Annotated in this window: 28 protein-coding genes; 12 read left to right on the top strand and 16 right to left on the bottom strand. The window is 47.5% G+C overall.

Annotated features, from left to right (window positions below):
• From recJ to T499_RS0112400, 3 genes are read right to left on the bottom strand one after another with little or no spacing between them, the layout of a single operon-like run.
• Positions 1-1722, bottom strand: coding sequence for a single-stranded-DNA-specific exonuclease RecJ (gene recJ, locus T499_RS0112390; RefSeq protein ID WP_013063106.1), 1722 nt, complete (start codon positions 1720-1722; stop codon positions 1-3).
• Complete coding sequence (locus T499_RS0112395) at positions 1722-2927, bottom strand: C1 family peptidase (protein ID WP_033151236.1); 1206 nt, start codon at positions 2925-2927, stop codon at positions 1722-1724. Before T499_RS0112395 ends, recJ begins: the two co-directional genes overlap by 1 nt.
• Positions 2928-2946: 19 nt before the next feature.
• A complete protein-coding gene (locus T499_RS0112400) occupies positions 2947-4347 on the bottom strand; it encodes an aminopeptidase P family protein (protein WP_033151237.1) in 1401 nt (466 codons plus the stop codon).
• A 162-nt stretch (positions 4348-4509) separates the two neighbouring features.
• Here T499_RS0112400 and trpS point away from each other — a divergent pair, with 162 nt between their 5' ends.
• Positions 4510-5598, top strand: a complete 1089-nt coding sequence (gene trpS / locus T499_RS0112405; RefSeq protein WP_033151238.1) for a tryptophan--tRNA ligase — start codon at positions 4510-4512, stop codon at positions 5596-5598.
• A 33-nt stretch (positions 5599-5631) separates the two neighbouring features.
• Here trpS and trmD read toward each other — a convergent pair whose 3' ends face one another.
• Both trmD and T499_RS0112415 read right to left on the bottom strand, forming a co-directional pair.
• Positions 5632-6312, bottom strand: coding sequence for a tRNA (guanosine(37)-N1)-methyltransferase TrmD (gene trmD, locus T499_RS0112410; protein ID WP_033151239.1), 681 nt, complete (start codon positions 6310-6312; stop codon positions 5632-5634).
• Positions 6309-7154, bottom strand: coding sequence for a patatin-like phospholipase family protein (locus tag T499_RS0112415; protein WP_033151240.1), 846 nt, complete (start codon positions 7152-7154; stop codon positions 6309-6311). The genes trmD and T499_RS0112415 overlap by 4 nt, the downstream gene beginning before the upstream one ends.
• A 91-nt stretch (positions 7155-7245) precedes the next feature.
• On the opposite strand from T499_RS0112415, the gene T499_RS0112420 reads away from it, so the two are divergent.
• Positions 7246-8244: a hypothetical protein gene (locus tag T499_RS0112420; RefSeq protein WP_033151241.1), complete on the top strand. Its 999-nt coding sequence runs from the start codon at positions 7246-7248 to the stop codon at positions 8242-8244.
• On the opposite strand, the gene ligA is transcribed toward T499_RS0112420, so the two are convergent.
• Positions 8241-10262, bottom strand: coding sequence for an NAD-dependent DNA ligase LigA (gene ligA / locus T499_RS0112425; RefSeq protein WP_033151242.1), 2022 nt, complete (start codon positions 10260-10262; stop codon positions 8241-8243). The genes T499_RS0112420 and ligA overlap by 4 nt on opposite strands.
• 105 nt (positions 10263-10367) lie before the next feature.
• Here ligA and T499_RS14335 point away from each other — a divergent pair, with 105 nt between their 5' ends.
• Positions 10368-10835 carry a hypothetical protein gene (locus tag T499_RS14335; RefSeq protein ID WP_052173721.1) on the top strand — a complete coding sequence of 156 codons (468 nt, stop codon included), beginning with the start codon at positions 10368-10370 and terminating at the stop codon, positions 10833-10835.
• The gene (locus T499_RS0112435; RefSeq protein ID WP_033151243.1) at positions 10810-11709 is read left to right on the top strand and encodes a DMT family transporter; all 900 of its coding nucleotides are present in this window, start codon (positions 10810-10812) and stop codon (positions 11707-11709) included. The genes T499_RS14335 and T499_RS0112435 overlap by 26 nt, the downstream gene beginning before the upstream one ends.
• A 254-nt stretch (positions 11710-11963) precedes the next feature.
• On the opposite strand, the gene T499_RS0112440 is transcribed toward T499_RS0112435, so the two are convergent.
• The 5 genes from T499_RS0112440 to amrB form a co-directional block, all read right to left on the bottom strand.
• Positions 11964-12173, bottom strand: a complete 210-nt coding sequence (locus tag T499_RS0112440) for a helix-turn-helix domain-containing protein (protein WP_013065331.1) — start codon at positions 12171-12173, stop codon at positions 11964-11966.
• 4 nt (positions 12174-12177) lie between these two features.
• Complete coding sequence (locus tag T499_RS0112445; RefSeq protein WP_033151244.1) at positions 12178-12642, bottom strand: DUF2975 domain-containing protein; 465 nt, start codon at positions 12640-12642, stop codon at positions 12178-12180.
• A 22-nt stretch (positions 12643-12664) separates the two neighbouring features.
• Positions 12665-13147: a hypothetical protein gene (locus tag T499_RS0112450; RefSeq protein ID WP_157054613.1), complete on the bottom strand. Its 483-nt coding sequence runs from the start codon at positions 13145-13147 to the stop codon at positions 12665-12667.
• Positions 13148-13275: 128 nt separating this feature from the next.
• Positions 13276-14139, bottom strand: coding sequence for an AmmeMemoRadiSam system radical SAM enzyme (amrS, locus tag T499_RS0112455; RefSeq protein ID WP_052173723.1), 864 nt, complete (start codon positions 14137-14139; stop codon positions 13276-13278).
• Positions 14139-15533 carry an AmmeMemoRadiSam system protein B gene (gene amrB, locus T499_RS0112460; protein WP_028912385.1) on the bottom strand — a complete coding sequence of 465 codons (1395 nt, stop codon included), beginning with the start codon at positions 15531-15533 and terminating at the stop codon, positions 14139-14141. The genes amrS and amrB overlap by 1 nt, the downstream gene beginning before the upstream one ends.
• A 108-nt stretch (positions 15534-15641) precedes the next feature.
• Between amrB and T499_RS0112465 the strand changes: the two genes are divergently transcribed.
• A complete protein-coding gene (locus tag T499_RS0112465) occupies positions 15642-16739 on the top strand; it encodes a C1 family peptidase (RefSeq protein ID WP_052173725.1) in 1098 nt (365 codons plus the stop codon).
• A 120-nt stretch (positions 16740-16859) separates the two neighbouring features.
• Here T499_RS0112465 and T499_RS0112470 read toward each other — a convergent pair whose 3' ends face one another.
• Complete coding sequence (locus tag T499_RS0112470) at positions 16860-17438, bottom strand: xanthine phosphoribosyltransferase (RefSeq protein WP_033151246.1); 579 nt, start codon at positions 17436-17438, stop codon at positions 16860-16862.
• 47 nt (positions 17439-17485) lie between these two features.
• Positions 17486-18544: a phenylalanine--tRNA ligase subunit alpha gene (pheS, locus tag T499_RS0112475; protein ID WP_013064371.1), complete on the bottom strand. Its 1059-nt coding sequence runs from the start codon at positions 18542-18544 to the stop codon at positions 17486-17488.
• A 166-nt stretch (positions 18545-18710) separates the two neighbouring features.
• On the opposite strand from pheS, the gene T499_RS0112480 reads away from it, so the two are divergent.
• The 3 genes from T499_RS0112480 to T499_RS0112490 are packed head-to-tail and all read left to right on the top strand — an operon-like array spanning position 18711 to position 21340.
• Positions 18711-19550 (top strand): DUF4348 domain-containing protein, encoded by an 840-nt coding sequence (locus tag T499_RS0112480; protein ID WP_033151247.1) that lies wholly within the window; start codon positions 18711-18713, stop codon positions 19548-19550.
• Between the two features lie 30 nt (positions 19551-19580).
• Positions 19581-20582: a UDP-N-acetylmuramate dehydrogenase gene (murB, locus tag T499_RS0112485; protein ID WP_033151248.1), complete on the top strand. Its 1002-nt coding sequence runs from the start codon at positions 19581-19583 to the stop codon at positions 20580-20582.
• Positions 20579-21340, top strand: a complete 762-nt coding sequence (locus T499_RS0112490) for an MBL fold metallo-hydrolase (protein WP_033151249.1) — start codon at positions 20579-20581, stop codon at positions 21338-21340. The genes murB and T499_RS0112490 overlap by 4 nt, the downstream gene beginning before the upstream one ends.
• 166 nt (positions 21341-21506) lie before the next feature.
• On the opposite strand, the gene T499_RS0112495 is transcribed toward T499_RS0112490, so the two are convergent.
• From T499_RS0112495 to T499_RS0112505, 3 genes are read right to left on the bottom strand one after another with little or no spacing between them, the layout of a single operon-like run.
• Positions 21507-21791, bottom strand: a complete 285-nt coding sequence (locus tag T499_RS0112495) for a hypothetical protein (RefSeq protein WP_013063440.1) — start codon at positions 21789-21791, stop codon at positions 21507-21509.
• 5 nt (positions 21792-21796) lie between these two features.
• The gene (locus T499_RS0112500) at positions 21797-22147 is read right to left on the bottom strand and encodes a phage holin family protein (protein WP_013064154.1); all 351 of its coding nucleotides are present in this window, start codon (positions 22145-22147) and stop codon (positions 21797-21799) included.
• A gap of 3 nt (positions 22148-22150) precedes the next feature.
• Positions 22151-22366, bottom strand: a complete 216-nt coding sequence (locus T499_RS0112505) for a YtxH domain-containing protein (protein ID WP_013065308.1) — start codon at positions 22364-22366, stop codon at positions 22151-22153.
• Between the two features lie 230 nt (positions 22367-22596).
• On the opposite strand from T499_RS0112505, the gene T499_RS0112510 reads away from it, so the two are divergent.
• From T499_RS0112510 to T499_RS0112525, 4 genes are read left to right on the top strand one after another with little or no spacing between them, the layout of a single operon-like run.
• The gene (locus T499_RS0112510; protein WP_033151250.1) at positions 22597-23091 is read left to right on the top strand and encodes an SPOR domain-containing protein; all 495 of its coding nucleotides are present in this window, start codon (positions 22597-22599) and stop codon (positions 23089-23091) included.
• A gap of 9 nt (positions 23092-23100) precedes the next feature.
• Entirely contained in the window at positions 23101-23514 is a 414-nt protein-coding gene (ruvX, locus tag T499_RS0112515; protein WP_013063827.1) for a Holliday junction resolvase RuvX, read from the top strand.
• Between the two features lie 26 nt (positions 23515-23540).
• Entirely contained in the window at positions 23541-24101 is a 561-nt protein-coding gene (def, locus tag T499_RS0112520) for a peptide deformylase (RefSeq protein ID WP_013064617.1), read from the top strand.
• Between the two features lie 2 nt (positions 24102-24103).
• Positions 24104-26053 carry a tetratricopeptide repeat protein gene (locus T499_RS0112525; RefSeq protein WP_013064898.1) on the top strand — a complete coding sequence of 650 codons (1950 nt, stop codon included), beginning with the start codon at positions 24104-24106 and terminating at the stop codon, positions 26051-26053.
• The last annotated feature ends 2 nt before the right edge of the window (positions 26054-26055 follow it).

Below are 26055 nucleotides of genomic sequence, written 5' to 3' on the forward strand. Positions count from 1 at the left end.
TTATTCCTCAGAAGGCTGAATATCTTCAATCTGCAGCTGCACTTCGGTGCGCTTGTAGATATTATCTTCGATCGTGTAGACAATATCGAACGAACGCTTTGATTTAATGTAGCGTGCCGATGCACTCTGTCCGAAGGCAATGCCATTGAGCACGTTGCTCGACTTTGAATCAACCAGCTCGAGTTTGATGTGCTCCTGCTGGCGGCCCACTACCTTCGAGGTGCCGTAATCGTAAACATTGCGTGTACAGAACAATGGTTTGGGATTATCGGGACCGTGAGGTGCAAACTTCTTCAGATCGTTGTGCAGACGCTTGGTAACATCCTTAAAGTCGATAACCGCATCGATATCGAGTGTAGCCTCAGTCTGTTCAGGCTGAATGTGCTCCATGACATATTTCTGGAAACGGCTGCGGAACTCAGGGATGTTCTCGATCTTGAGCGAAAGACCTACAGCATAGGTGTGACCGCCAAAGTTCTCGAGCAAGTCGCGACAGCTCTTGATGGCATCGTACACATCGTAGCCAGCCACACTGCGGGCCGAACCTGTAGCAATGCCGTTGAACTTGGTGAGTACTACCGTGGGGCGGTAGTAAAGCTCAGTGAGTCGCGAAGCCACAATGCCGATAACACCCTTTTTCCAGTTCTCGTCGTAAAGTACGATACTGGCGTGGTGCTTCTGGCTCTCCAGCTTTTCTACAATCTGGTTGGCCTCTTCGGTCATCTGCTTGTCAACATCCTTACGCTGCTCATTATACTCATTGATATGGTTAGCCTCGGCCAGCGCCTTGTTCAGGTCTTTCTCAACTAGCAGGTCGACAGCCTCGGTACCATTCTGCATACGTCCTGATGCATTGATACGTGGTCCAATCTTGAATACGATATCACTCATGGTGATTTCGCGACCGGTCAAGCCACAGATATCAATAATAGCCTTTAAGCCCACCGACGGGCTCTGGTTCAGCTGTTTCAGTCCGTGGTAGGCCAGAATACGGTTCTCGCCCATGATAGGCACGATATCAGCTGCAATACTTACAGCACAGAAATCGAGCAGAGGTATCAGTCGCGAGAATGGGATGCCATTGTTCTTGGCAAATGCCTGCATAAATTTAAAACCTACACCGCATCCACACAGGTCTTTGAATGGGTAGGTGGAATCTTCGCGCTTGGGGTTGAGTATTGCGACAGCATTGGGCAACTCATCATCGGGCACGTGGTGGTCGCAAATGATGAAATCTATGCCCAGACTCTTGGCATAGGCAATCTCTTCGATGGCCTTGATACCGCAATCCAGTACAATGATGAGCTTGATGCCTTTTTCTGCAGCATAATGTAGTCCTTTCTTGCTGATACCGTATCCCTCTTCATAGCGGTCGGGGATATAATATTCGATGTTAGAATAGAACTGCTGCAGGAATTTGTACACCAAGGCTACCGCCGTACATCCATCGACATCGTAGTCGCCGTAGACCATGATACGCTCTTTGCGCCCCATCGCATCGTTGAGCCTGTCTACCGCTACATCCATGTCGTTCATCAGGAACGGATCTATCAGCTCGTTGAGCATCGGACGGAAGAAGCGCTTGGCAGCGCTCTCCGTTTTGATGCCTCGCTGGATAAGGAGATTGGCGAGTATCGGACTCATGCCGATTTTCTCACCAAGCTCCTTAGCCGCCGTCTGTTGTTCTGATGTAGGTGGTTGGTAATTCCACTTAAAATGCATTAGATACCTAACTTTTTACGTATGTCGGCAGGAATAGCATTCTTATTAATCAGGAAGTCCATCGTGTTCAGAGCGATGTAATCCTTTGTCATATACCAGATTCCCTTGTAGGCACCAGTCTCGCCCCAAGAGTTCTTCACCAGATAATACTCCTTACCATTCTGATCCTTGGCAACACCGTAAATCAGCATACCGTGGTCGTCGGTCAGCTCCCAGTTGTCGAAACGCTCCTGGCGCATCTCCTGTGTAGGCTTAACCTCAGGCACCTTGCAACCCAGTGAGTCGATGATGTTACGTTTCTTGTCCTGAGCCAGGTTCAGCCAGCGAGCCATATCGCTACCAGCGAGGCTCTGAGCAGCCTTACCGTCAACGGCATAAGCCAGACCGTTACGTGTGAATCCCTCTTCTGATACGTCGCCGCCCCATGCGATGGTGTAACCGTTCTCAACAGCGTTGTCGATTACGCGCATCATCTCGTCCATAGGCAGGTTGTAGCTCTGTGGGAAACGCCAGTTGTCCTGTACCTCTACAGCGAAAGTAGAGTAGAAGGGGTGGTGAGTATAGCTGGTAATGCTAACATAATCGTCGAGGTTGATACCTAACGAAGCCATGAAGCTCTTTGGAGTGTACTCCTTACCCTCGAAGGTGAACTTCTCAGGGCACTTACCCAGATAAGCATCCAGGATACCCTGCAATCCAACCTTCCACTGGTTAGAAATCTTGCGAGCGCTGCTCTTTGCAATAGCTGCAACGTATGGCTCCATCTGACCAAAGAACTCGTTGAAGTTGTTGAGTGAGTCGCCATAGAGTGAGCCTGGGAAAGGCATGATGCCCTGTGGCACGATACCGTGGGTCTTCAGTGTGTGGAGCACGTCCTCAGCACTTCCACCCTGAGAGAACTGGCAATCGCCATGGAAACGAACCACCTGAATGGCACGATCCATGTAGGTCTTGTTGGCTACGAACGACTCGTCGAGGTCGTAGCTCTTACCTGTTGCCTTCAGAATCTCAGCCTCAAAGAAAGAGAGGGTAGAGTAGTCCCAGCACGTACCCGAACGGTTCTGGTCCTTAATGCTAGTGATAGGGTTCTCCTTGATGGTTGTGAACACGGGTTTGTTCGCATCCTTTGCGGGCGCCTTTTTCTTGGCTGCCGAAGCACTCAAGGCCATGATAGCCACGAGTGCGAGTGTTGTCATTTTCTTCATTTTGTTTTTTATTTTTAATTTATTGATTATTCATTGCCATAAACTCCTCAACATCCTTGGGGTGATAAGGAATTCTGTTTTTGCCCAGGAATCGGCAACCGTCCTTGGTAATCAGGATGTCGTCCTCGATACGGATACCACCAAAGTCCTTGTAGGTCTCGAGCTTGTCGAAGTTCAGGAATTCCTTGCAGTGTCCGCTGGCTTTCCACTCGTCGATGAGCTGCGGAATAAAGTAGATACCAGGCTCGTCGGTAATCACAAAGCCCTCTTCAAGCTTGCGACCCATACGCAGACAGTTGGTACCAAACTGCTCCAGGTTAGGACGTGTCTCTTCGTCAAAGCCTACGTAAATCTGGCCCAGTCCTTCCATATCGTGTACATCCATACCCATCATGTGTCCCAGTCCGTGAGGTAGGAACATGGCATGGGCACCGGCACGAACAGCCTCGTCGGTATCACCCTTCATCAGGCCGAGCTCCTTCAGGCGCTCAGTCATCAGTCGGCATACTGCAAAGTGTACATCCATATATTTTACGCCTGGTTTAGCCACCTCGATTGCATAATCGTGACAAGCCTCTACAATCGAGTAGATTTCCAGCTGGCGCTGACTGAACTTACCGTTAACAGGCATGGTGCGGGTGTGATCCGAGCAATAGTCGTCCAGTTCGCATCCTGCATCGCAAAGAGCCAGTCGGCCAGCTTCCAGTTTAGCATCCGATGGGTTGCCGTGCATAATCTCGCCATGCTGGCTGAAGATAGTTGCAAAGCTGGTACCCTGAGCCAGACTGCGGGCGATACCGTCCACCTGTCCGCCGATATAACGCTCGGTTACACCTGGACGAATCAGCTTCTGGGCTGTGGTATGCATCATATAGCCCACCTCGCAGGCACGCTCAATAGCCTCAATCTCCTGTGGCTCCTTGGTGGCGCGCATTTTTACTACAGCCTTAATCAGCTGCAGCGAGGCCTGCTCCTTCTGCTGGTTGGGATGAATGCCCAGCAGGTCCATAATCTGTATCTTGGTATCGAAACGGTATGGGGGCAGGAAGTGATATTTGGTATTTGGTGAGAGGTGATGGATATATGTAGCCAGTTCCTTCATAGGAGCGGTCTTCTTTACACCAACCTCAGCAGCCAGATCGGCTACCGATGGTGTAAAGCCCATCCATACGATATCCTCTACGTCGATATCGTCGCCAAAAATCATCTCTTCGTTGTTGTCGATATCAATCACACCTACTAGTCCGTCGCGGTGCTGTCCGAAGTAGTAAAGAAATGAAGAATCCTGTCGCATAGGAGCATAAGCGTTGGCCGGATAATTAACCGGTGCATCGTTGTTTCCAAACAGAATAACAACTCCTTCGCCTACGAGTTTCTTCAGTTCTTCGCGTCTCTTAATATAAGTATCTATGCTAAACATTTGTGGAAAATACGTTTAATTTTATCAATTTGTCGGCAAAGATACACATTATTTATCAAAAAGCCATCCCTTTACTCCTATTTTTTACAATAATTATGCAGATTAGTAGAATTTATTTCGTACCTTTGCACGCAAAATTAGAAAAATAAGACTAAAAGACATATGGGAAAAGTAATTTTGACGGGCGACCGTCCCACTGGTAAACTTCACCTTGGACACTATGTCGGTTCACTCCGTCGTCGTGTTCAATTGCAGAATCAGGGCGATTTTGATCGCATGTTTGTGTTTATGGCCGATGTGCAGGCTCTGACTGATAATGCTGATAATCCTGAGAAAATTCGTCAGAATATCATCGAGGTAGCGCTCGACTACCTGGCTGCAGGTCTCGATCCTGAGAAGTGTACGCTCTTTATCCAGAGTCAGATTCCTGAGCTGGCCGAGCTTACCACCTATCTGATGAACCTGGTTTCGGTTAGTCGTGTACAGCGCAACCCAACTGTTAAGACCGAGGTAAAAATGCGTGGTTTCGAGGGCGAGAGTATTCCTCTCGGATTCTTCTGCTACCCTGTATCACAGGCTGCCGATATCACACTGTTCAAGGCTACCACCGTTCCTGCAGGTGAGGACCAGGAGCCTATGCTCGAGGTAACTCGCGAGTTGGTTCGCCGTTTCAATCAGATTTATGCACCTGTATTGGTTGAGCCTAACATCATGCTGCCTGAGAACCTGACTGCACGCCGCTTGCCTGGTACTGATGGTAAGGAGAAAATGTCGAAGAGCCTTGGCAACTGCATCTACCTCTCGGATACTGCCGATGATGTATGGCAGAAGGTTCGCTCTATGTACACCGACCCTGAGCATGTAAACCTGAACGATCCTGGTCACGTAGAGGGCAACGCTGTGTTTACTTATCTCGACGCTTTCTCTACCGATGAGGATTTTGCCAACTTCCTGCCTGAGTATCAGAATCTCGACGAGCTGAAGGATCACTACCGTCGTGGCGGTCTGGGCGACATGAAGTGCAAGAAGTTCCTGAATCAGGTGCTCAACCAGTTCCTGGAGCCAATGCGCCTGCGTCGTGCAGAGTTTGAGAAGGATATCCCAGAGATTTACAATATTCTGAAGAAAGGTACCGAGCAGGCCCGCGAGGTAGGCGCCCAGACGATGGACGAGGTTCGCAAGGCCATGCGTATCGACTACTTCAACGATGCAGAGCTTATCCGCCAACAGAGTGAGAAATTCGCAAAATAAATAAAAATGGTGCTCAAGTCGAGCACCATTTTTTTATTTCTCTTTTAGTAAGTCGGGACGGAGACGGCGTGTGCGCTCCATGGCTTTTTCAAATTCCCACTCGCGTATCTTGGCCTCGTTGCCGCTCAGCAGGATATCGGGCACCTTCCAACCTTTGTAGTCGGCAGGGCGGGTGTAGATAGGTGCTGCCAGAATATCATCCTGGAAGCAGTCGGAGAGTGCACTCTGCTCGTCGCCAATCACGCCAGGCACCACTCTTACAATGGCATCGGCAATCATGGCTGCCACCAGCTCACCACCCGTCAGCACAAAGTCGCCAATCGAAATCTCCTTGGTAATCAGGTGTTCACGAATACGCTGGTCGATACCTTTATAGTGGCCGGCCAATATGATCAGGTTGCCCTTCATGGAGAGGTCGTTGGCCATGTGCTGGTCGAAACGCTCACCATCTGGCGATGTAAAAATTACTTCATCATAATCGCGTTCAGCCTTCAGGGCTGTAATACAACGATCGATAGGCTCGCACTGCATCACCATGCCTGCGCTGCCGCCGTATGGGTAATCATCCACGCGGCGCCATTTATCCAGAGTGTAGTCTCTCAGGTTGTGTAAACGGATTTCGGCTAATCCTTTCTTTTCTGCTCTTGCCAGGATCGACTCGTGTACAAAGCCTTCCAACATCTCTGGCAGTACGGTTATAATATCAATTCTCATTTAAAAAATGCTTTAATTCGTTCTATGTATTTCATGCCTGTTTTGCGGCCAATATCGTAAACACGCTGCATTTCGTCGGGGTTATGCGAAATATGACCGATGGGTAGTTTCTCGTCGGGACGGATAACCAGCGCGCGGCCAGTACTCTCAGCCTGATAAACATATGCCAACTGCTGGTTGTACATCACGTGTCGCTTGTCCATAGCCTCAATCATCTTGGGATATTTTCTCAGCGCTATGCGCATCAGCGGCATCAGCTTGTTGTGCTCCTTCACGTAGCCATCGGGCTGGGTGAGTATCACCAGATTCTTTTCGTAGCCGATGCTTTCAAAATACTCTAGTGGTATCGAGTCGGCCACACCGCCATCCAGCACCTTCATGCCTTCCAACTCAACCACCTTCGACACCAGTGGCATCGAGGCCGAGGCGCGAATCCAGTCGTAGGTGGTGGGTGTCACCTTCGGCAGACTCTTATATACCGCCTTACCCGTCTCGACATCCGTACAAACGGCGATGAACTCCATGGGGTTGGCATCGTAGGCCGCATTGTCAAACACGTCATATTTGGTAGGGATCACATGGTAGCCGAACTCGGCATTGTAGAGATTGCCCGATTTCAGCAGCGACTGCCACGAACAGAATCTGCTGTCGTGGGCAAACGCCTTGTTATAGCGTATGGCGCGCCCTATCTGGCGACTCTTATAATTGCAGCCGAAGGCAGCACCGGCCGAAACGCCAATCAGTCCGTCGGGCTCAATCCTGGCCTCCATCATCACATCGATGATGCCTGCCGTAAACAGCCCGCGCATAGCGCCTCCTTCTAATACCAGTCCCTTTTTCATGGGTGCAAAGGTAATAAAAAAGATTGATATCTTGTTAAATTTTACTGATTATTTGGCGTTTTCGCTTTTTCTACTTACTTTTGCACACGTAATGAAAAAGTTTGGATTGCTTGTTTTCGTACTGATGGTGGTGCAGATGGCTTGGTGTCAGGCTATCTACGATCCTAAGTGTATCACCATGATGGATGCTCCTTTAGAGGGTACCGATTCGGCATTCGTACCTACACTTAAAAGTATAGGTTTTGTACCTGTTGATGACGAAGAAGCAGAGGAGGGTACCTATCATTTTACGGGCGACTTTTATGGTATTAAGGATGCTCGCCTTGAGGTAACGGTAAACGAAAAAACTAAACTGCTCAGTGAGGCTACTGTAACCTGTGGTCCTTATCGCACCCGCGAACTTTACGAGCGTAATCAGAAGTATCTGCTGGGTAAGCTGCAGCGCGAATGGGGAAACTTTAAGGCCAAAGGCGATGGTTCGCTCTATATCCTGACTGAATACGGCTATATCCGTCAGAGTGTGACGCTCCACGAGAATGGGGCGCACTCCATCAGCTACTATTACCTGAATATGGCACCTTATTATAAAGATGTGTCGAACATGGGACTGAAGGGCTTTGTGCAGGAGGTGATCACTGAGAATCCTGTGGCGGAGAACCCCATTGAGCATTTCGATGAGATGGGTAAGATTGAGTCAACTGAACTCACTGATCGAAAGTATAATCAGGTGGGCTATCTGATCTCAGCAGCTACCACCGATGGGGGCGAGAAAAAGTTGATTGCCTACGAGTATAACGACGAGGGTAATCTGAAGCGCACAATTCAGACAAACACAGTTTCAGGTTTGAAACTGGTTACCGAATACAAGTGGAACGATGATGGCGAGATGGTTCAGCAGAGTCAGAAAGCTTTTGACAAGACCAACGAGTGCATCATGAGCGTTACGATGAAATACGATATACAGGAACGCGACGATAACGACAACTGGACTAAAACGAATCTCCACATCACCAACTGGTTAAAAGGACAGCGTGCCCAGACGATGGAAGTCGTCCAGACACGCACAATCTCTTATTGGGATGAAGATTAACCTATCATCTCCAAAAATTCCTCTTCGCTTACGATTCTGATGCCTAATTTCTCTGCTTTCTGCAGTTTTGATGGGCCCATGTTCTCGCCGGCTAAGATAAACGATGTTTTGCTGCTGATGCTGCCCACGTTCTTACCACCATTCTGCTCGATGATGGCCTTATACTCATCGCGACTGTGCTGCGCGAACACACCACTGATCACGATGCTTTGCCCCTCAAGCTTAGTGGATAGTTGAGAGTTCTGCGTTGCCAGTTCCATCTGCAAACCGTAATTTCTGAGGCGTTCGATAATCTTCAGGTTTTCCTCGGTATGGAAGTAGGTGATGATACTCTTGGCCATCACCTCGCCGATACCTTCAATCTCTTGCAACTCCTCGATGCCGGCATTCATCAGCGCATCTATATTCTTAAAATGGCGTGCCAACAGCTTGGCTGATGTTTCACCCACAAAACGGATGCCAAGAGCGAATACCACGCGCTCGAAAGGTACTTTTTTCGAGGCGGCAATGCCGTTTACAATGCGCTGGGCCGACTTGGTTCTGCTACCGTCGCCATTAATCTGCTGCACATCAATGTCGTACAGGTCGGCAATGTTATGTATCAGTCCGTGGCGGTAGTAATCATCCACCGTCTCGGGACCCAGTGAATCGATATTCATGGCCTTGCGGGCAATAAAGTGCTCGATACGACCCTTAATCTGTGGCGGACACCCCGAGTCGTTAGGACAGTACCACGCTGCCTCACCCTCGTAGCGCACCAGAGGCGTGCCGCATTCTGGGCAACGCTTGATGAACTCTACCGGTTGGGCGATGATGGGGCGCTGATCGATATCCACACCCACTATCTTGGGAATAATCTCACCACCTTTCTCTACATACACGTAGTCGCCAATATGCAGGTCGAAACTCTTGATAAAATCCTCGTTGTTCAGCGTGGCGCGCTTTACGGTTGTGCCAGCCAGCTGTACAGGATCCATGTTGGCCACTGGGGTGATGGCGCCAGTACGGCCCACCTGATAGGTAACCTCGTTCAGGCGGGTGCAAACACGCTCGGCCTTGAACTTATAGGCGATAGCCCAACGTGGACTCTTGGCTGTAAAGCCTAAGGCACGTTGCTGACGGATAGAGTTTACTTTCAGCACAATACCATCTGTTGCTACAGGCAGTTTTTTGCGCTCAGTGTCCCAATAGTTTATGAAATCGTAAATCTCCTGCAGCGTTTTTACCTTCTTCATACCCTCCGAGATCTTAAAGCCCCACTGTCGAGCCACTTCCAGATTCTCAAAGTGTCCCTCGGCAGGCAGCTCTTCGCCTAGCAGATAATACAAGTAGGCATCCAGCTGGCGCGATGCTACCAAGCTCGACTTCTGACTCTTCAATGTGCCGCTTGCTGCGTTTCGTGGGTTGGCGAACAAGGGCTCCTCGGCCTCTTCGCGCTCCTTGTTAAGGCGTTCAAACACGCTCCAAGGCATCAGAATCTCGCCACGAATCTCAAATTCGCGAGGGTAGGCTGGGGCAGCAAACAAGTCGCCGGCAGCAGGTGGTGTAAGTACCAAAGGTATGCTTCGTATGGTTTTTACATTCGTGGTCACATCGTCGCCATGCACACCATCGCCACGTGTCACAGCCTGTGTCAGCTTGCCATCCACATAGGTGAGCGAAATCGACAGACCGTCGTATTTCATTTCGCAGCACACCTCAAAATCCTCGCCCGCCAGGCCTTTCTTCACGCTCTCGTACCAGTCGGCCACATCCTGCTCGTTGTAGGTGTTGGCCAGCGATAGCATGGGGTATTTATGCTCCACCTGTCGGAACTCTTCGTTCAGGTCGCTACCCACGCGCTGGGTGGGCGAATTTGGGTCCGCCATCTCAGGGTGCTTAGCCTCCAGATCCTGTAGCTCGTGCATCATAAAGTCGAACTCCTGGTCGCCTATAGTAGGTTGGCTCAGCACGTAGTATTTGTAATTATGCTCGTGCAGCTCTTTGCGGAGCTGTTCAATACGCTTAATTTCGTCCATTATTCATCTATTTTTGTTTGCAAAAATACAAAAAAACTCGAAATCGGAAAAATTTTCAATTATCAATTTTCAATTTTCAATTAATTTGCTACCTTTGTAGCCATTATGTGGATGATGTTTCGTGTGGTGCCCATCATGTGGCATGCTGTTCGTCCCAGTAGGGTGGTTGATATGCCTGCTGTGGTAAACTCTTTCTGGATGCGGAAGGGGTTCGAGGGGCTCACGTTCTTTGGTCATATCCTTACCCCGTCGCAAGCTGAGGCCGATCTATTTGGTCATCATCAAGAGATGAAGAACCACGAGATGATTCATCTGCGCCAAGCCCAGTCGTGTGGCGATTCGTGGTGGCGCTTCTACCTATTATATATATGGTACTGGCTCAAGGCCCTGCCTGCCAATCGGCAGCTAAAGCATGGCGCTTACCTGGTGAATCCCTTCGAGCTGGAGGCCTATCGCCACATGAACGATCTTACTTATCTGGCGAATGGCAAGGCCACTGAATGGCGCCAATACGCCAAAATGTCAATCAAAGAAAGAATCAAATTGTATGAACAAAAAACTCCAAGCGCATAGCGCTATCTTTTTAGCCAACACCATCTTCGGATTAGGTGTTCCTGTAACCAAACTGTTGCTCGATGAGTGGGTTACCCCTATGGGCTATATGGCCTCTCGTTCTTTGGGAGCTTGTATCGTGTTTTGGGCGATTGCGGCCTTTTTGCCTAAAGAGAAGGTTGAACGTAAGGACTTGATAACCATATTGTTAGGTGGTTTGCTTGGATTTGTAGTTTCACAAACCCTTACTGCCTGGTCGCTCGATTATACCAGCCCGGTTTACTTCTCGCTTATAGCCACACTTACCCCTGTTGCGGTAATGCTTTGTGCGGCACTCACCATTGGCGAGAAGATTACGCCTATGAAATCTATAGGTGTGTTGTTGGGTATAGCAGGTGCTGTGTTGATGGTGTTAATGAGTCAGTCGATGGGGTCGGGTAAGAACGATCTTATTGGTATCGTACTTGCCATTCTGAGTGTACTTACCTGGGCCATCTATCTCATTATCACCCGCAATGTGGCCTCCAAGTATTCCCCCGTTACCCAGATGAAGTATGTGTTCCTTATTTCAGCCATCGTTACCGTGCCCATCGCTTGGCCAGAACTCTCTGCCAATGCCCTCTATACCCCAGCGTGGGGCTGGGATGGTGTAGCCGAGATGGCCTTTATTGTGATTGGGGCCACAGCCTTAGGTTTCTTCCTCATTCCCTTTGCCATGAAGTATCTGCAGGCCACAACGGTAAGTATCTATACCAACCTGCAACCCGTTATCGCCTCGTTTGTGGCCATCCTTCTGGGACAGGATGTCATAACCTGGGATAAGCCCGTAGCTGGCGCCTTGGTGCTCATTAGTGCCTACATCGTCACCGTTGTTACCGAAAAGAAAAATAGTTGACAATTCCTACTTCGCTTATAAACTCCTTTTGTGCGTTGAATTAATTCAAAAAGGGTATTGAATTAATTCACGAGGGGTTTTGAATTAACTCAGGTGACATACTGTATTCTAAGTTCATGCAAAAACGTTTTTACGTTTTTTTACCTTACAGGCATTTGATGATGCTTGTTACTATGCCGATTATTGTGGTAAGGGCTAAATGAATGGCCCAGAGGATAATTGGGTGTAGCATACTGATTAAATTAAAATTGTGATTATTCGTCTCTATATTCAAGGATGTCGCCTGGCTGGCAACCTAACTCGCGGCAGATGGCTTCGAGTGTGCTGAAGCGGATGGCCTTGGCTTTACCAGTTTTCAGTATCGAGAGGTTGGCAAGGGTCAGACCTACGCGCTCTGCCAGTTCGCTGAGCGACATTTTTCGTTTGGCCATCTCAACGTCTAAGTTTACTACTATTTGTCCCATAGGCTTAAATCGTTAAATCCTGTTCCTCTTTCAACTTTAATCCGATAGCAAAAGCCTCGGCCATAATAAGGATAAAAATACCCTCGGCTGCGATAGTAATACAACTTCCCCAGGTTTCAATCAGATTATCTGTTTCTGGCGTCATCACTGCAGCTAATACAGTAGGCACAATAATGCTGCACCAACCTGCAATGCGTAGTAGCGATACATTATCCCATGTAAACACTTCGCCTTGATTCACACAAAGAATAAAACGGATAAAGCAGGCGATGGCGTATAAACCAACCAAAAAGCATATGAGTACTGTAAACATACACAATATGCCATAGCCGCCCATAGGTTCTTGGCTGTTGGAACCTTCCTCCCAGCCTCGGTGGAAATCGTCTGCACCAGCTATACAGCTCATTACAAAGCTGGCAATCATCAGCACCAGCAACAACACACACAGGATATTCAGTTTCTTTTTCATATAATTTATCGTTTATTATTGATTATACAGTAAGTTCTTGTTCCTTCTTAAGTTTGATGGTGTCCTTGATGAGTTTAGGCATGAAGATGAAGCTAAACACAATGAAATAGAGTGGGGCACCATATAGACTGCGGGCCATGGATGGTAAACGGTCAATGTATTCAGTTCCAATGTGGTTGAAAATATAGTCGAGCGTATTGCCTGCACATATATAATAAATAATAAACACTACTACTGCAAGATAATACAGCCATAGAATCCAGCGGCTGTACTGCTTATGTATATAAGTAAGGTAACACACAACGAAGTAGACACACCAGGTGATAGTCTTACCAATAAACTCAACCAGGTCGCAAAGGGCTTTACAATAATCGTAATCAGTTGTAGCTCGACGCATGGTCTGGATGTCGTCAATAATAGAATAGGCTACATAGCCAAAGAAGAGCAACAATAGAATTGTGCTAACTGGGTTCTTTTTGGCATTCTGAAATAAACTTGTACTCATAGTCGTATTTATCGTTTTAATTTGTTTATTTATCGTTTATCGATATGCAAAAGTAGAAATTAAATCAATACCAACCAAATAAAAACGATAAAAACTTATCGAAAAACGATAAATTTAACTTTCTATAACTAAATATTCCCCAAATACACATGCTTGATGCCCTCTTCTTCGGCTATCTGCTTGGCTGCATATAGTGTCTGACGAGGGGTAGGTGGGGTATCTTGCATTTTATAGCGAGGGTAGAATCGGCTGAAGTGCAATGGTGCTTCGGATAAGCCATTATCTTTCAACCATTTGCACATTTCTTTAATCATCTGCATATCGTCGTTGATGCCTGGAATCACCAGGTTGGTTATCTCTAACCAAACGCCAGCATCACGCATAGCCAGAATGGTGTCGAGTACAGGTTGCAGATGGCCGCCACTCACACGCTGGTATATACTTTCGCTAAACGATTTTAGATCTACGTTGGCGGCATCAAGATAAGGTAGCAGATGGCTCAGTGGTTCCTGGCAAACATAGCCAGCTGTAACCAATATGTTCCAGAGTCCGGCTTCGTGGGCTTTTCGGGCTGTATCAGTGATATATTCTATATAGGTAAGTGGCTCGGTGTAAGTATAGGCGATGCCTGGACTATGGTGCTTTTGGCATAGTGCAACCACTTCGCTAGGTTGTAGCTCATAGTAGTTCACATCTTGTGGTGAAACCTGCGATATCTCGTGATTCTGACAGTTTAAGCAACGGAAGTTACATCCTGTACAAGCTATGGAGAGACATGTAGTGCCTGGGTGAAAATGGTAAAGCGGCTTCTTCTCTATCGGATCGATGGCCAGCGAACAAGGCTTGGCATACACCTCGCTTACCAGCGTGCCGCCATGATTCCGTCTACTGCGGCAGATACCCGTTTGGCCATCGCTTATCTTACAGTGATGCGGACATAGTTCGCATTCCACTCGTCCATCCTCCAATCGATGATAATATCTGCACTCCATCAGAAAACTATTGCTTCGTAAACATACAATTCTGCATCGCGCCATCCATCCCAACCTATGCCAGCCTTATCTTGTGCGCAATGCCCTATGAATTCTTCTTTAGTCCAGTTCACCTCATCGGCTACTTGTGGAAGGAAAGTGCCGCTACGATAACCTTTCTTAATATAGATGCCATGATGATGCAATTCAAACTCGTCGATATTCTGTATGCGGCGCATAGGTGTGAGCACAGAAATCTCGATGTCAATATCAGCAAGTTCATCACTGGTAACGGGCATAAATCGTGGGTCTTCGAATGCTGCAGCACGAGCCATCTTGGCCACAATCTCATGTAGAGCAAAATCCTCGCCAAAGTGCCCTATACAACCACGCAATCGTCCATGTTTGTGCAGCGATACAAAGGCTCCGCATTTCGAATTGAGAATGGATGAGCGGATTGGTTGCTGTGCGATAGGCTTACCGTCAAGGGTATCTTTAATGCTTTGAAAAGCGATGTCCTTCAGCGCTTTCTTGTCGTCATCAGAAAGAGCGAAACTTGTGTTGTTACGCAGGATGGCGAACGAATGATAGCCCACCACGCGACTAAGATCGCGATTGTCGATATCGCCAGAGTTCTGATACATCAGGTGCTTAACGTCGTATCTACTATCCATCATCAGCATTAACGTAACGATGGCAAATTCACCGCATGCACTCGTTGCCAGATTGCGTTTGCCGCTATTTGCATTGGCTTCGATGGCGGCAATAAACTCCTCTACATCGCCTGTTTCGATGGCTTTGCCTGTTTTTGCATCCACCTCGTAGGCATCTTGGTACGATGGATAATGCGAAAAATCGCTGCTGATTACAAACAGATTCTCGTCAGTAAAATACGGTTTCAGCACATCGGCCATCCGTTTAAGTTTGTAGTAGTCGTTGGTCGAAATGATGATAGGCACTATTGGGGGCACTTCGCCCAGTTTGCGCTGCAGAAATGGCAGTTGCACCTCCAGACAATGCTCTTGCGCATGAGCCGAACGGTGATAGGCGAAAATGCTATCAGCCTTAGTCAGTTCGATAGCTGTTTCGTGGTCCACTTTTACATTGCCAAGTGGTGTGGCGTAATAGTCGGCCTCGGTGTTTACCGATGCACCATTAAGCCATTCGTGATGGCTTGGACCTAACAAGAAAATGCGTTTGTATTCTTTCTTGGCATCAATCGTCATATAGGCCGATGCTGCCACATTTCCAGAGAAATAGTAGCCAGCATGGGGTACAATGAGTGCTGCCAGATTATCGTAAACCTGACTATTGTGCTGTTTTAGCAGGCTATCCACCTCATTCTCAAGCTCTTCTGCATCGCCCGTGTAAAAGCGGTTGGCCTGTGTGGCTGGTCTTACTTGTCCTAATTTCATGTCGCAAAGATAGCAATAATCTCCATATCATCCTAATATTTTCGCTATTAAATTTGGAACTTCCCACTTTTTTGTTTACTTTTGTCGGTGAACTATAGATGTTAGCGTATGGCACATTATTATAAAACAATTATTGCAATGATGCTGATGGCAACAACGGCATCGGCACAGGAGAATCTGCAGCGCGGAGCCATTGCTTCGCAGGTAAAGAAATCGTTTACTACGGTGAAGGAACTTCCGATAACCAGTGTAAAGAACCAATATCGTAGTGGCACCTGCTGGGCATACGCTACATTGGGCTATTTTGAAAGCGAGATACTGCGACAAACGGGTAAAACCTACGACCTGTGCGAGATGTTTGTGGTTAACAACGACTATATGGACAATGCCACACACTATGTGCGTATGCATGGCTACAGTCAGATATCAGAGGGTGGCTCGTGCGATGATGTGCTTGAGGTGATACGTCAGCATGGCATCTGCCCTGAGAACGCAATGCCTGCACCAGGCTCGTTAACGGGCGATTCGCTGGCTAATTTCAAAGTGTTCTTCCCAGAGTTGGAACGTACTGTAAGCAGTATCGTAACAAAAAATGCCAAGGCCCCCAAGGCTCATTGGCAGGATAGCGTGCAGGCAGTCATAAATCGCTATATTGGCAGCTGTCCTGAGCAGTTCGTATATCAGGGAAAAACGTACACGCCAAAAACATTTGCTGAGAGTCTTGGTCTGAACCTCGACGATTATGTAAGTCTTACTAGCTTTACCCACCATCCGTTCAACCAATGGTTTGTGATTGAGGCACCCTACAAATGGCGACTGAAACCTAGTTACAACATCCCCATAGAGCAGTTGATGGATGTACTTGATAAGGCTATTGATGCAGGTTATACAGTAGCTTGGGGTGGCGATGTAACAGGCGATTTTACGCGCACAGGATTGGCTATGCTACCCGAAGGCGTGAAGCCTACCCAACAGTTACGACAGGAACAATGGGACGATTGGCGATTTACCTACGACCACGTTATGCTTATCTACGGCAAGGCCACAGACGAGCAAGGTAATCCTTACTATATGGTAAAGAACTCATGGGGTAAGAGTGGCGATTTCAAAGGTATCTGGTATATGTCGCGCGACTATATCGCCCTGAACACCACCTACATTTTCCTCAATCGCCACGCACTTAATCTAAACATATCAACAAAATAGTATTAATACTAACTGCAGTACGCCTTAGGGCGTACTGCAGTACTTTAGTAAGCGTACTCCAGTACGTCAGTATCCGTACTAGAGTGCGTAGTAGTGCGTACTTTGTTTAGTATTTATTGTCTATTCCCGAAACTTGATAGTTTGGGTTTCGTAGTTCATCTCTTCGATGATGGCGAGGGATTCTAAGTGGTAGCCTTCTTCACGAAGTATGCGACCGCCATTTTGGTTGCCCTTTTCTACGGCGATACCAATGCCTGTTATTGTGGCACCTGCCTGGCGGGCGATGTCGATAAGAGCATGCATGGCTTCGCCTTCGGCAAGGAAATCATCTACTATCAGCAGATGGTCGGAAGCTGAGAGATAGGGGACTGAAACAAACACCATGTTCTGCATCTTATGGGTAAAAGAATAGGCGTGCGACATGTATTTGTCGTCGCTGCTATTGAGTGTCTGGCTCTTCTTAGCAAACACTACGGGCACATCAAGACTGTTGCCAAGCATAGTGGCAATGGCTATGCCGCTGGCTTCGATGGTGAGAATCTTGGTAATCTTGGTGTCTGCAAACCTTCTCTTGAACTCCAGGGTAATAAACCGCATCACGTCCATCTGAATCTGATGATTGAGAAAACTGTCAATCTTCAGAATATTACCAGGTCTGACCTCACACTCTTGAAGGATTTTTTGTTCTAGATAGTTCATAAAAACACAAAAAGCCCCACCTTAGCGGTGAGGCTTTAATTATTATTTTAGTTTGCTGATTCGAATTCTTCGAGGAAACGGGTATCGTTCTCAGAGAACATACGGAGGTCGCTGACACGGTACTTGAGGTTGGTGATACGCTCAACACCCATACCGAAGGCGTAACCGGTGTACTCCTTTGAGTCGATGCCGCAGAGCTCGAGCACGTTAGGATCAACCATACCGCAACCCAGAATCTCTACCCAACCGGTGTGCTTACAGAAGCCGCAGCCCTCGCCACCACAGATAAAGCATGAGATATCCATCTCGGCGCTAGGCTCTGTGAATGGGAAGTATGATGGGCGCAGACGAATCTTGGTGTCGGCACCAAACATCTCCTTGGCAAACGAAAGCAGTACCTGCTTCAGGTCGGTAAAGGATACGTTCTTATCGATATACAAACCTTCTACCTGATGGAAGAAGCAGTGTGCACGGGCGGTGATGGCCTCGTTACGATATACGCGACCTGGACAGATAACGCGGATAGGAGCGGTAAGCTTACCGTTCTCGTCGTGCATGTGCTCCATCACACGAGCCTGAACACTTGATGTGTGCGAACGCAACAGGATATTCTTGGTAACATCGTTAGGATGCTGCGATACAAAGAAGGTATCCTGCATATCGCGTGCGGGGTGATCGGCTGCAAAGTTCATCTTGGTAAAGATGTGGTTATCATCCTCAACCTCAGGACCATCGGCGAGCACAAAGCCCATACGCGAGAAAATATCGATAATCTCGTTGGTTACGATTGTAAGTGGATGGCGTGTGCCAAGCTCAATGGGGTAGGGTGTGCGGGTAAGGTCGAGAGCCTCTTCGCCTCCCTCCTGGGTCTCGCACTCCTCGCGCAGCTGATTGATGCGCTCGGTGGCCAGTGTCTTCAGTTCGTTAATCTTCATGCCGACAGTTTTTTTCTGATCGGCAGCAACCTCGCGGAAGTCGTTCATCAGGGCTGTAATCTCACCCTTCTTGCTCAGATATTTCAGTCGGAGCTGCTCAACTTCCTCTGCGTTTTTGGCGCTTAAATTCTGTACTTCTTTCAGAAGTTCGTCTATCTTATCAAGTATCATAAACTATAAAAATTGCAATTTTGCGTGCAAAGGTACTTATTTTTTGGGATAAAAAGAACAAAAGAACAGAAAAAAGTTTGTTCTTGTGTACTTATATCTAAAAAAATGTGTATCTTTGCCGAAATTTTGAGAGAAATTAGAAAGATTAGGGTACTACATTAAGTAGATGAAAAGGTTTTTTATCGCGATTTTCGCAACGGTACTGATCATGTTCTCATGCACAGGGAACAAAGCCAATCAGACAGAAGAAGTGCCAGCCGATAGTGTGGCTGACTCTATTGACACCACGGATGTTGACTCGATGGAGATGCTGATTACAGAAACTCCAATGCCAAGAGCTGCTGATGCCATGTTCGACGATTTCTTGTTTAACTTCCTGGCTAACAAGAAACTGCAGAAGGAACGCATTGTTTTCCCACTCAGAGTAACGGAAAACGGCAAAACCACCACAGTTGAGAAAGCTAATTGGAAGATGGAACACTTGTTTATGCGTCAGGGGTACTATACCTTATTATTTAACGACGACAAGCAGATGCAGCTGATGAAGGATACGGCCGTGAGCGAGGCTGTAGTAGAAAAAATTCTGCTTTCGAAGAATCAGGTAAAGAACTACGTGTTCCAGCGTATCAAAGGCGCATGGCTGCTACTCGAAATCAGAGTTACGCCACTGCAGGCTGATGCTAACTCTTCGTTCTTGAGTTTTTATCGCCGATTTGTAACTGATAGCGCTTTTCAGGTTAAAAGCCTGAGCGAGACGGTGGATTTTGTGGGGCCTGATCCCGACGACGACTTTAATATGATGGAAGGTGTGATTACACCTGATACATGGGAGGCCTTTGCGCCAACCCTGCCACATAAAACCCTTTATAACATAATATATGGCAAACCACAGCCAGAGGGTAAACAGAAGATTTATCTGCTGCGGGGGGTAGCTAACGGACTCGAAATGGAGTTGCGCTTTAGAAAAGAAGGTGGCAAATGGCTGCTGAAGAAGTTGATGACATAAGAGTGAATAGTGATTAGTGAATAGGTAATAGTGAGAAGAGAACAGAACTATAGTCTGAAGCAACATAACACATTTGGTATTGAGGCCAAGTGTGCACAGTTTGTGGAGTACAGCACTGAGGCCGAAGCCAAGGAGGTGGCCGAGTTGCTTCGCACCACGCGCGTACCTTATATTATAATAGGTGGTGGCAGTAATTTGCTGCTTACTCGCGATTACGAGGGTGTCGTGGTTCACTCTGCCTGCAAGGGTATTGAGCGCCATGGCAACCGCTTGGTGTGTGGTAGCGGCGAGGTGTTCGACGATGTGGTGGCCCAGAGCATAGAAATGGGACTTTATGGTGCTGAGAACCTGTCGCTGATTCCTGGCGATGTGGGTGCGAGTGCCGTTCAGAATATCGGCGCTTATGGTGCTGAGGCTAAGGACTTGATTCGTAGCATTCGTGCTGTTGAGATTGCCACAGGAAATGTGTGCGTGATTGAGAATGCAGAATGCGAATATGGTTATCGTCAGAGCAAGTTTAAGCACGATTGGAAAAATCAGTACCTGATACTGAGCGTAGAGTACGAATTTGCAGCTACGTTCGAGCCCCGATTAGACTATGGTAATATACGTGCCGAGCTGGTGAAGGAGGGCATCAGTCAGCCTACAGCCCAGCAGTTACGCAATACGATTATCCGCATACGTGAGGCCAAGTTGCCCGATCCCAAGGTGCTGGGCAATGCAGGCAGCTTTTTTATGAACCCCATTGTGGATCGCCAGAGATACGAGGCGTTAGCTGCCCAGTACGAAGGTATGCCGCATTACGATATCGATGCCGAAAATGTTAAGATACCCGCAGGCTGGATGATTGACCAGTGTGGTTGGAAAGGCAAATCGATGGGTAGGGCAGGCGTACACGACAAGCAGGCTTTGGTGCTGGTAAATCGTGGTGGCGCAACAGGTCAGGAAGTAGTGGCACTTTGCCAGCAGATTCAGGCCGACGTGAAGCAGAAATTTGGTATCGATATCTATCCGGAGGTGAACGTGATATGAAGCTGACTTTCTTAGGTACAGGAACCTCGTGTGGCGTACCCGTTATCGGGTGCCAGTGTAAGGTGTGTAAAAGTACCGACCCTAAGGATAAGCGTACACGCTGTTCGGCATTGGTTGAAACAGATAATACGCGTATATTGATAGATTGCGGACCTGATTTTCGTGCGCAGATATTGCCACAGCCATTCCGCAAGATTGATGGTATACTGATTACCCACTCGCATTACGACCATATGGGAGGTATGGATGATATCCGTCCGTATTGTCAGTTTGGCGCTATCAATGTGTATGCCGATAAGCTGGCCAAGCAGTCGATGCTGGAGATGCTGCCTTATTGCTTTGCAGAGAACCGCTATCCGGGTGTGCCCGCCATCGGACTTCATGAAATCGAACCTCATGTGCCTTTGCAGATTGGCGATCTGGAAGTGCTGCCTATCCAGGTAATGCATGGTAAGTTGCCTATCCTTGGATATAAGATTGGTAAGCTGACGTATATCACGGATATGAAGACCATTGATGATGGCGAGCTGACATATCTGGAAGGTACTGAGTTGCTGGTGGTTAATGCCCTGCGTTTCGACAAGCCGCACCACTCGCACCAGCTGATGGACGATGCCATTGCTTTTGCCCGTAAGGTGGGAGCCAAGCAAACGCTAATCATCCACGTATGCCACGATGTGGGTTTGCACGAAGAGGTAAATAAACTGCTGCCAGAGGGTATTGATCTGGCTTACGATGGACAAGAAATATATCTGTAATTATGTAAAATATGTTGCTGGTTTCTTTAAAATAAGTTAATTAATAATCATATTTTAGAGGAATTTTTTGCAGGTGTCGAAAATAGTCGTATCTTTGCACCGTGTGTTTTTCATAGTATTAGATTTAAGGTTAACAAAGGTTAGGGTCACAGCGGTGACCCTTTTTTTATATCCATCTTCTGCGTTTGCCCTTATCTTTGCCAAACAGCGAGCTGTAGCCTTTCATGAGTTTGCGTACCAGTAGAATAGCATCTACAGCCATAAAACCATTGCTTACCAAGCTGGCAATATAGTCGCCCTTCGACACCTCGTCGCGCTTCAGGAATGTCTGGTTCCAAAGCGACGAAACCTTGTCCTTATCTTTTTGGATCTCGTCAAGCAAAGCATCCTTGCGCTCGCGAATCTCTTCGAGCGTGCAAAAATCGGTGGTTGTTTTCTTGTTGTACGGCATAGTGCTTATTTACTGAGTAGCAAACCTGCCAAGAACCTAACCAGAGGTTTCTCGATCCAAGGTTTGCGGAAGATGATAAATAGAATGAACAGCAGCAGATAGAGTAGCGATATGATGAGGAAAGCCAGAGCCGTACCAGTATATGTTGCCAACCAGAAGGCGAGGGCAAACGACAGGTAGGTAAGGCAAGCCGCTATCACCAGTATAAACACGATAGCCAAGGCGGCAGCCGTAACCAGACGTACCACCTTGTCTATCATATCGAGCTTAACGTATTCCGTTTGTAGCCCGAGATAGTGTTTCAGCACCTCTATCAGCTGTGCTATATTCTCAACGTTCTTATCGCTCGACAGCATGGGTTACTCCTCCTCGGTTGCTGCGTCCTGAATGTCGTCAACGAGATCAACTACCTCTTTACGGCTCAGTTTGATGTTGTGCTTCTTCAGGAAGTCCTCTACAGCATCAGTGATACGAACGCGAGTGTCCTGTCCCTTTTCGGGGGCTACCAGAATACCAAGAGCTGCGCCAGCAATGGCACCGCCAAGAAATGCGCCAATGTAACCTAAACTTTTCATAATCTTACTGCTTTTAAAATTAATACTTAATACTTAGACTATTTGTCTGCAAATATACGAAAGTTTTCGGTTGTTATGCAAAAATCAGCCAATTTTTTAATAAAAAAGTTGTGTTTTGCCCGATTTAACAAACTTTATGTGGTGTTTTGGCTCGCTTTTGCGCAATAATTAGTAATTTCGCACACAAAAATAGAATCAAATAAGTAATTAAAAAATAAAAATTAGGAAAAATGAAGAAGTACACTGTATTATGCGCAGGTTTGTGCATGGCATTGGCAATGACAAGTTGTAAGACTAACGAGAGTGCCTATAAGAAGGCTTACGAGAAGGCTAAGCAATACGATACAGCTCAGCAGCAGGCTGCTCCTGTTGTTGAAACAGCCCCCGTTGTAGCTCCTGTAGAGGCTAAGCCAGCTACTGAGACTCAGGTAGTAGACAATCTCGACAACGTATCAGTACGCCAGGAGAGTGTATCGCTGATTAGTGGTAGTGGTTTGAAAGCATTCAGCGTAGTTGTTGGCTCGTTTGGTGTTCGCGCCAATGCCGAGGGCTTGATGCAGCGCCTGAAGAATGCTGGTTACGATGCCCAGGTGGTTAAGAACGATGATAAGAATATGTATCGCGTTATCGCCTCTACCTTCTCTGATAAGGCTGCAGCAGCTGCTAGCCGCGATCAGATTCGTGCGTCATATCCCGATGCTTGGTTGCTGTATAACGCTCGTTAATTAGCAACATTGGCTCGAATATTATCAATAGATTACGGTAAGAAACGTACCGGACTGGCAGTCACCGATCCTCTACAGATTATAGCTGGAGGATTGGCGACTGTTGCTACATCCGAACTCTTCGACTTCCTGAAAGCTTATATTGCCCGTGAACAGGTAGAGATGATAGTGATTGGCGAACCACGTCAGCCTAATGGCGAACCTAGTGAGAACCTGGCACGTGTGCAGCAGTTTGTGAACCGTTGGCGCAAGGCTGTGCCCGAAGTTCCTATCCAGTATTACGACGAGCGTTTTACCTCGGTGCTGGCCCATCAGGCCATGCTGGATGGTGGATTGAAGAAAAAGGCTCGACAGAACAAGGGATTGGTAGATGAAATCTCGGCTACCATCATTCTCGAAGATTTTATGCGTTCAAAAAAATAATTATCAATTATTAATTTTCAATTAGAATGATATTACCTATTTATATATTTGGTCAGCCTGTGCTTCGTAAGGTGGCCGAAGATATTACACCCGATTATCCTCAGTTGAAGGATTTGATTGGTGATATGTGGGAGACACTCGCTGAGTCGGAAGGTATCGGACTGGCTGCTCCTCAGATTGGTAAGCCCATCCGCTTGGTTGTGATCGACCTGGATGTGCTTTCGGATGATCTGCCTGAGTACAAAGGCTTTAAGCAGGTGTTTATCAATGCTCATATCGTAGAGTACGATGAGAGTAATACCGATGTGTCGGAAGAGGGTTGTCTGTCAATCCCTGCTATCCACGAGAAGGTTACACGTCCTACCCGTATCCACGTAGAGTGGGATGACGAGAACTTTGAGCACCACGACGAGTGGGTTGAGGGGTATCTGGCTCGTGTTATGCAGCATGAGTTCGACCACCTCGACGGTAAGATGTTTGTCGACCGTATCTCGCCACTCCGCAAGCAGCTCATTAAAAGCAAGTTGCGTGCTTTGACACAGGGTCGTTTCCGTTGTGGTTACAAGACCAAAGTGGCCAGAAAATAAAAATGCGTCGCATTTTCCTGTTTCTGGCATTCCTGCCGTTATTGGTCCAAGCGCAGTTTAATACCGATCGCTTGGTGATGATAGGGCGCTCGGCACTCTATTACGAAGATTATGTGCTGTCGATCCAGTATTTTAATCAGGCCATCAGCATGAAACCTTGGCTCTATGAGCCTTGGTTTTTTCGTGGGGTGGCCAAATTTTATTTGGACGACTACCGTGGAGCCGAGAGCGACTGTACCGAGGCAATCGAGCGCAACCCTTATGTGGTGAGCGCTTACGAATTGCGCGGTTTGTGTCGCATTAACCAGAAGAAATATAGCGCAGCGGTGAGCGATTACGATCGTGCCCTGCGTTACGATCCTGACAATCAGGGACTTTGGCATAATCGTGTGCTCTGTTTGATTCAGGATAAGAAATACGATTTAGCTTTGGCGCAGATTGATACGATTTCGGCCCGCTGGTCGAAATATGCGCGTGCTTACTCGATGCAGGCCGAGATTTATCTGCTGCAGCAGGATACTGCCAAAGCTGTGAAATCGCTTGATAAGAGTTTGGAACTCGATCCTTACGATGGTGGCATCTGGGCCGAGAGAGCCGTGATTAGTCTGGCTCGCCAGAAGTGGAAGGAGGGCGAGGAGTTCCTGACTAAGAGTATCCACTTGTTGCCCAAACACTCGGGTAATTATATTAACCGTGCATTGGCCCGATTTAATCAGAATAACCTGCGTGGTGCAATGGCCGATTATGATACAGCGCTCGATTTAGATCCAAACAACTTCTTAGGTCACTATAACCGCGGACTGTTGCGTGCCCAGGTGGGTGACGATAACCGTGGTATTGAGGACTTTGACTTTGTGCTGAAGTTGGAGCCCGACAACCTGATGGCGCTATTTAACCGTGCCCTGTTGTTGGAGCAGACGGGAAACCTGCGTGCGGCCATCCGCGACTATTCGAAGGTAATCGAGGAGTATCCTAACTTCTGGTTCGGATTGCAGCATCGTGCCTCGTGTTATCGCCGATTGGGTAATACCAAACAGGCCGAACTTGACGAGTTCCGTATCCTGAAAGCTCAATTGGATAAACGATATGGTAAGCAGCCACGACTCTCGAAAAAGCAGATGCGTAAGCGCAGCGATATCGATCCTGATAAGTATAACCAGCTGGTTGTGGCCGACGAGCAGGAAGTGGAGCATGAGTACAAGAGCGACTATCGTGGACGAGTGCAGAACCGTAAGACTGCGGTAAGTTTGCAGCCCATGTACGGACTTACTTTTGTGCAGCCACAGAACGACGTGAAGGTTGAGAATCCATACGAAAACAGTGTGGATGCCTTTAATCAGACGTCGGGTTCGCATACTGTTTATCTTTCGTGCGAGCAGCGTAACCTGAGCGAGGTTCACATGAAGCGTACCTTTGCGTATATCGACTCGTTGAGTAATGTCATCGATCAGACGAAGGTAACGTCGAAAGTGGCACCGTTGCTGTTGCTTCGTGCCATTGCTTACGCCACTATCCAGAACTTTGATAATGCAATCGACGACCTGAGTATCTGCTTGCAGATCGACTCAACCTCGTCGTTGGCCTATTGGCAGCGAGCCGTTTGTCAGGCTAAGATTAATGAGTTTAATGCCTCTGAGGGTACCAATGTAGATCTTAAGTCGGCTAATGTGCTTGGCGATTTGTCGGATGCCATCATGTTGGCACCACATAACGCGTACCTATATTATAATAGAGGTAACCTTTACGCTATGCGTCGCGACTATCAGCGTGCCATCGCCGATTACTCGCAGGCACTCAAACTAAATCAGGATCTGGCCGAGGCTTGGTTCAATCGCGGACTGGCAAAAATCTACGCCAAACACGTGGATGAAGGTATCGAGGATCTTTCGAAAGCTGGCGAATTAGGACTCTATCAGGCATATAGTGTCATCAAAAAGTATCGCGAAAAGTAAAT

It is taken from the genome of Prevotella sp. RM4 (genome assembly GCF_000701965.1).
GTDB lineage: Bacteria > Bacteroidota > Bacteroidia > Bacteroidales > Bacteroidaceae > Prevotella > Prevotella ruminicola.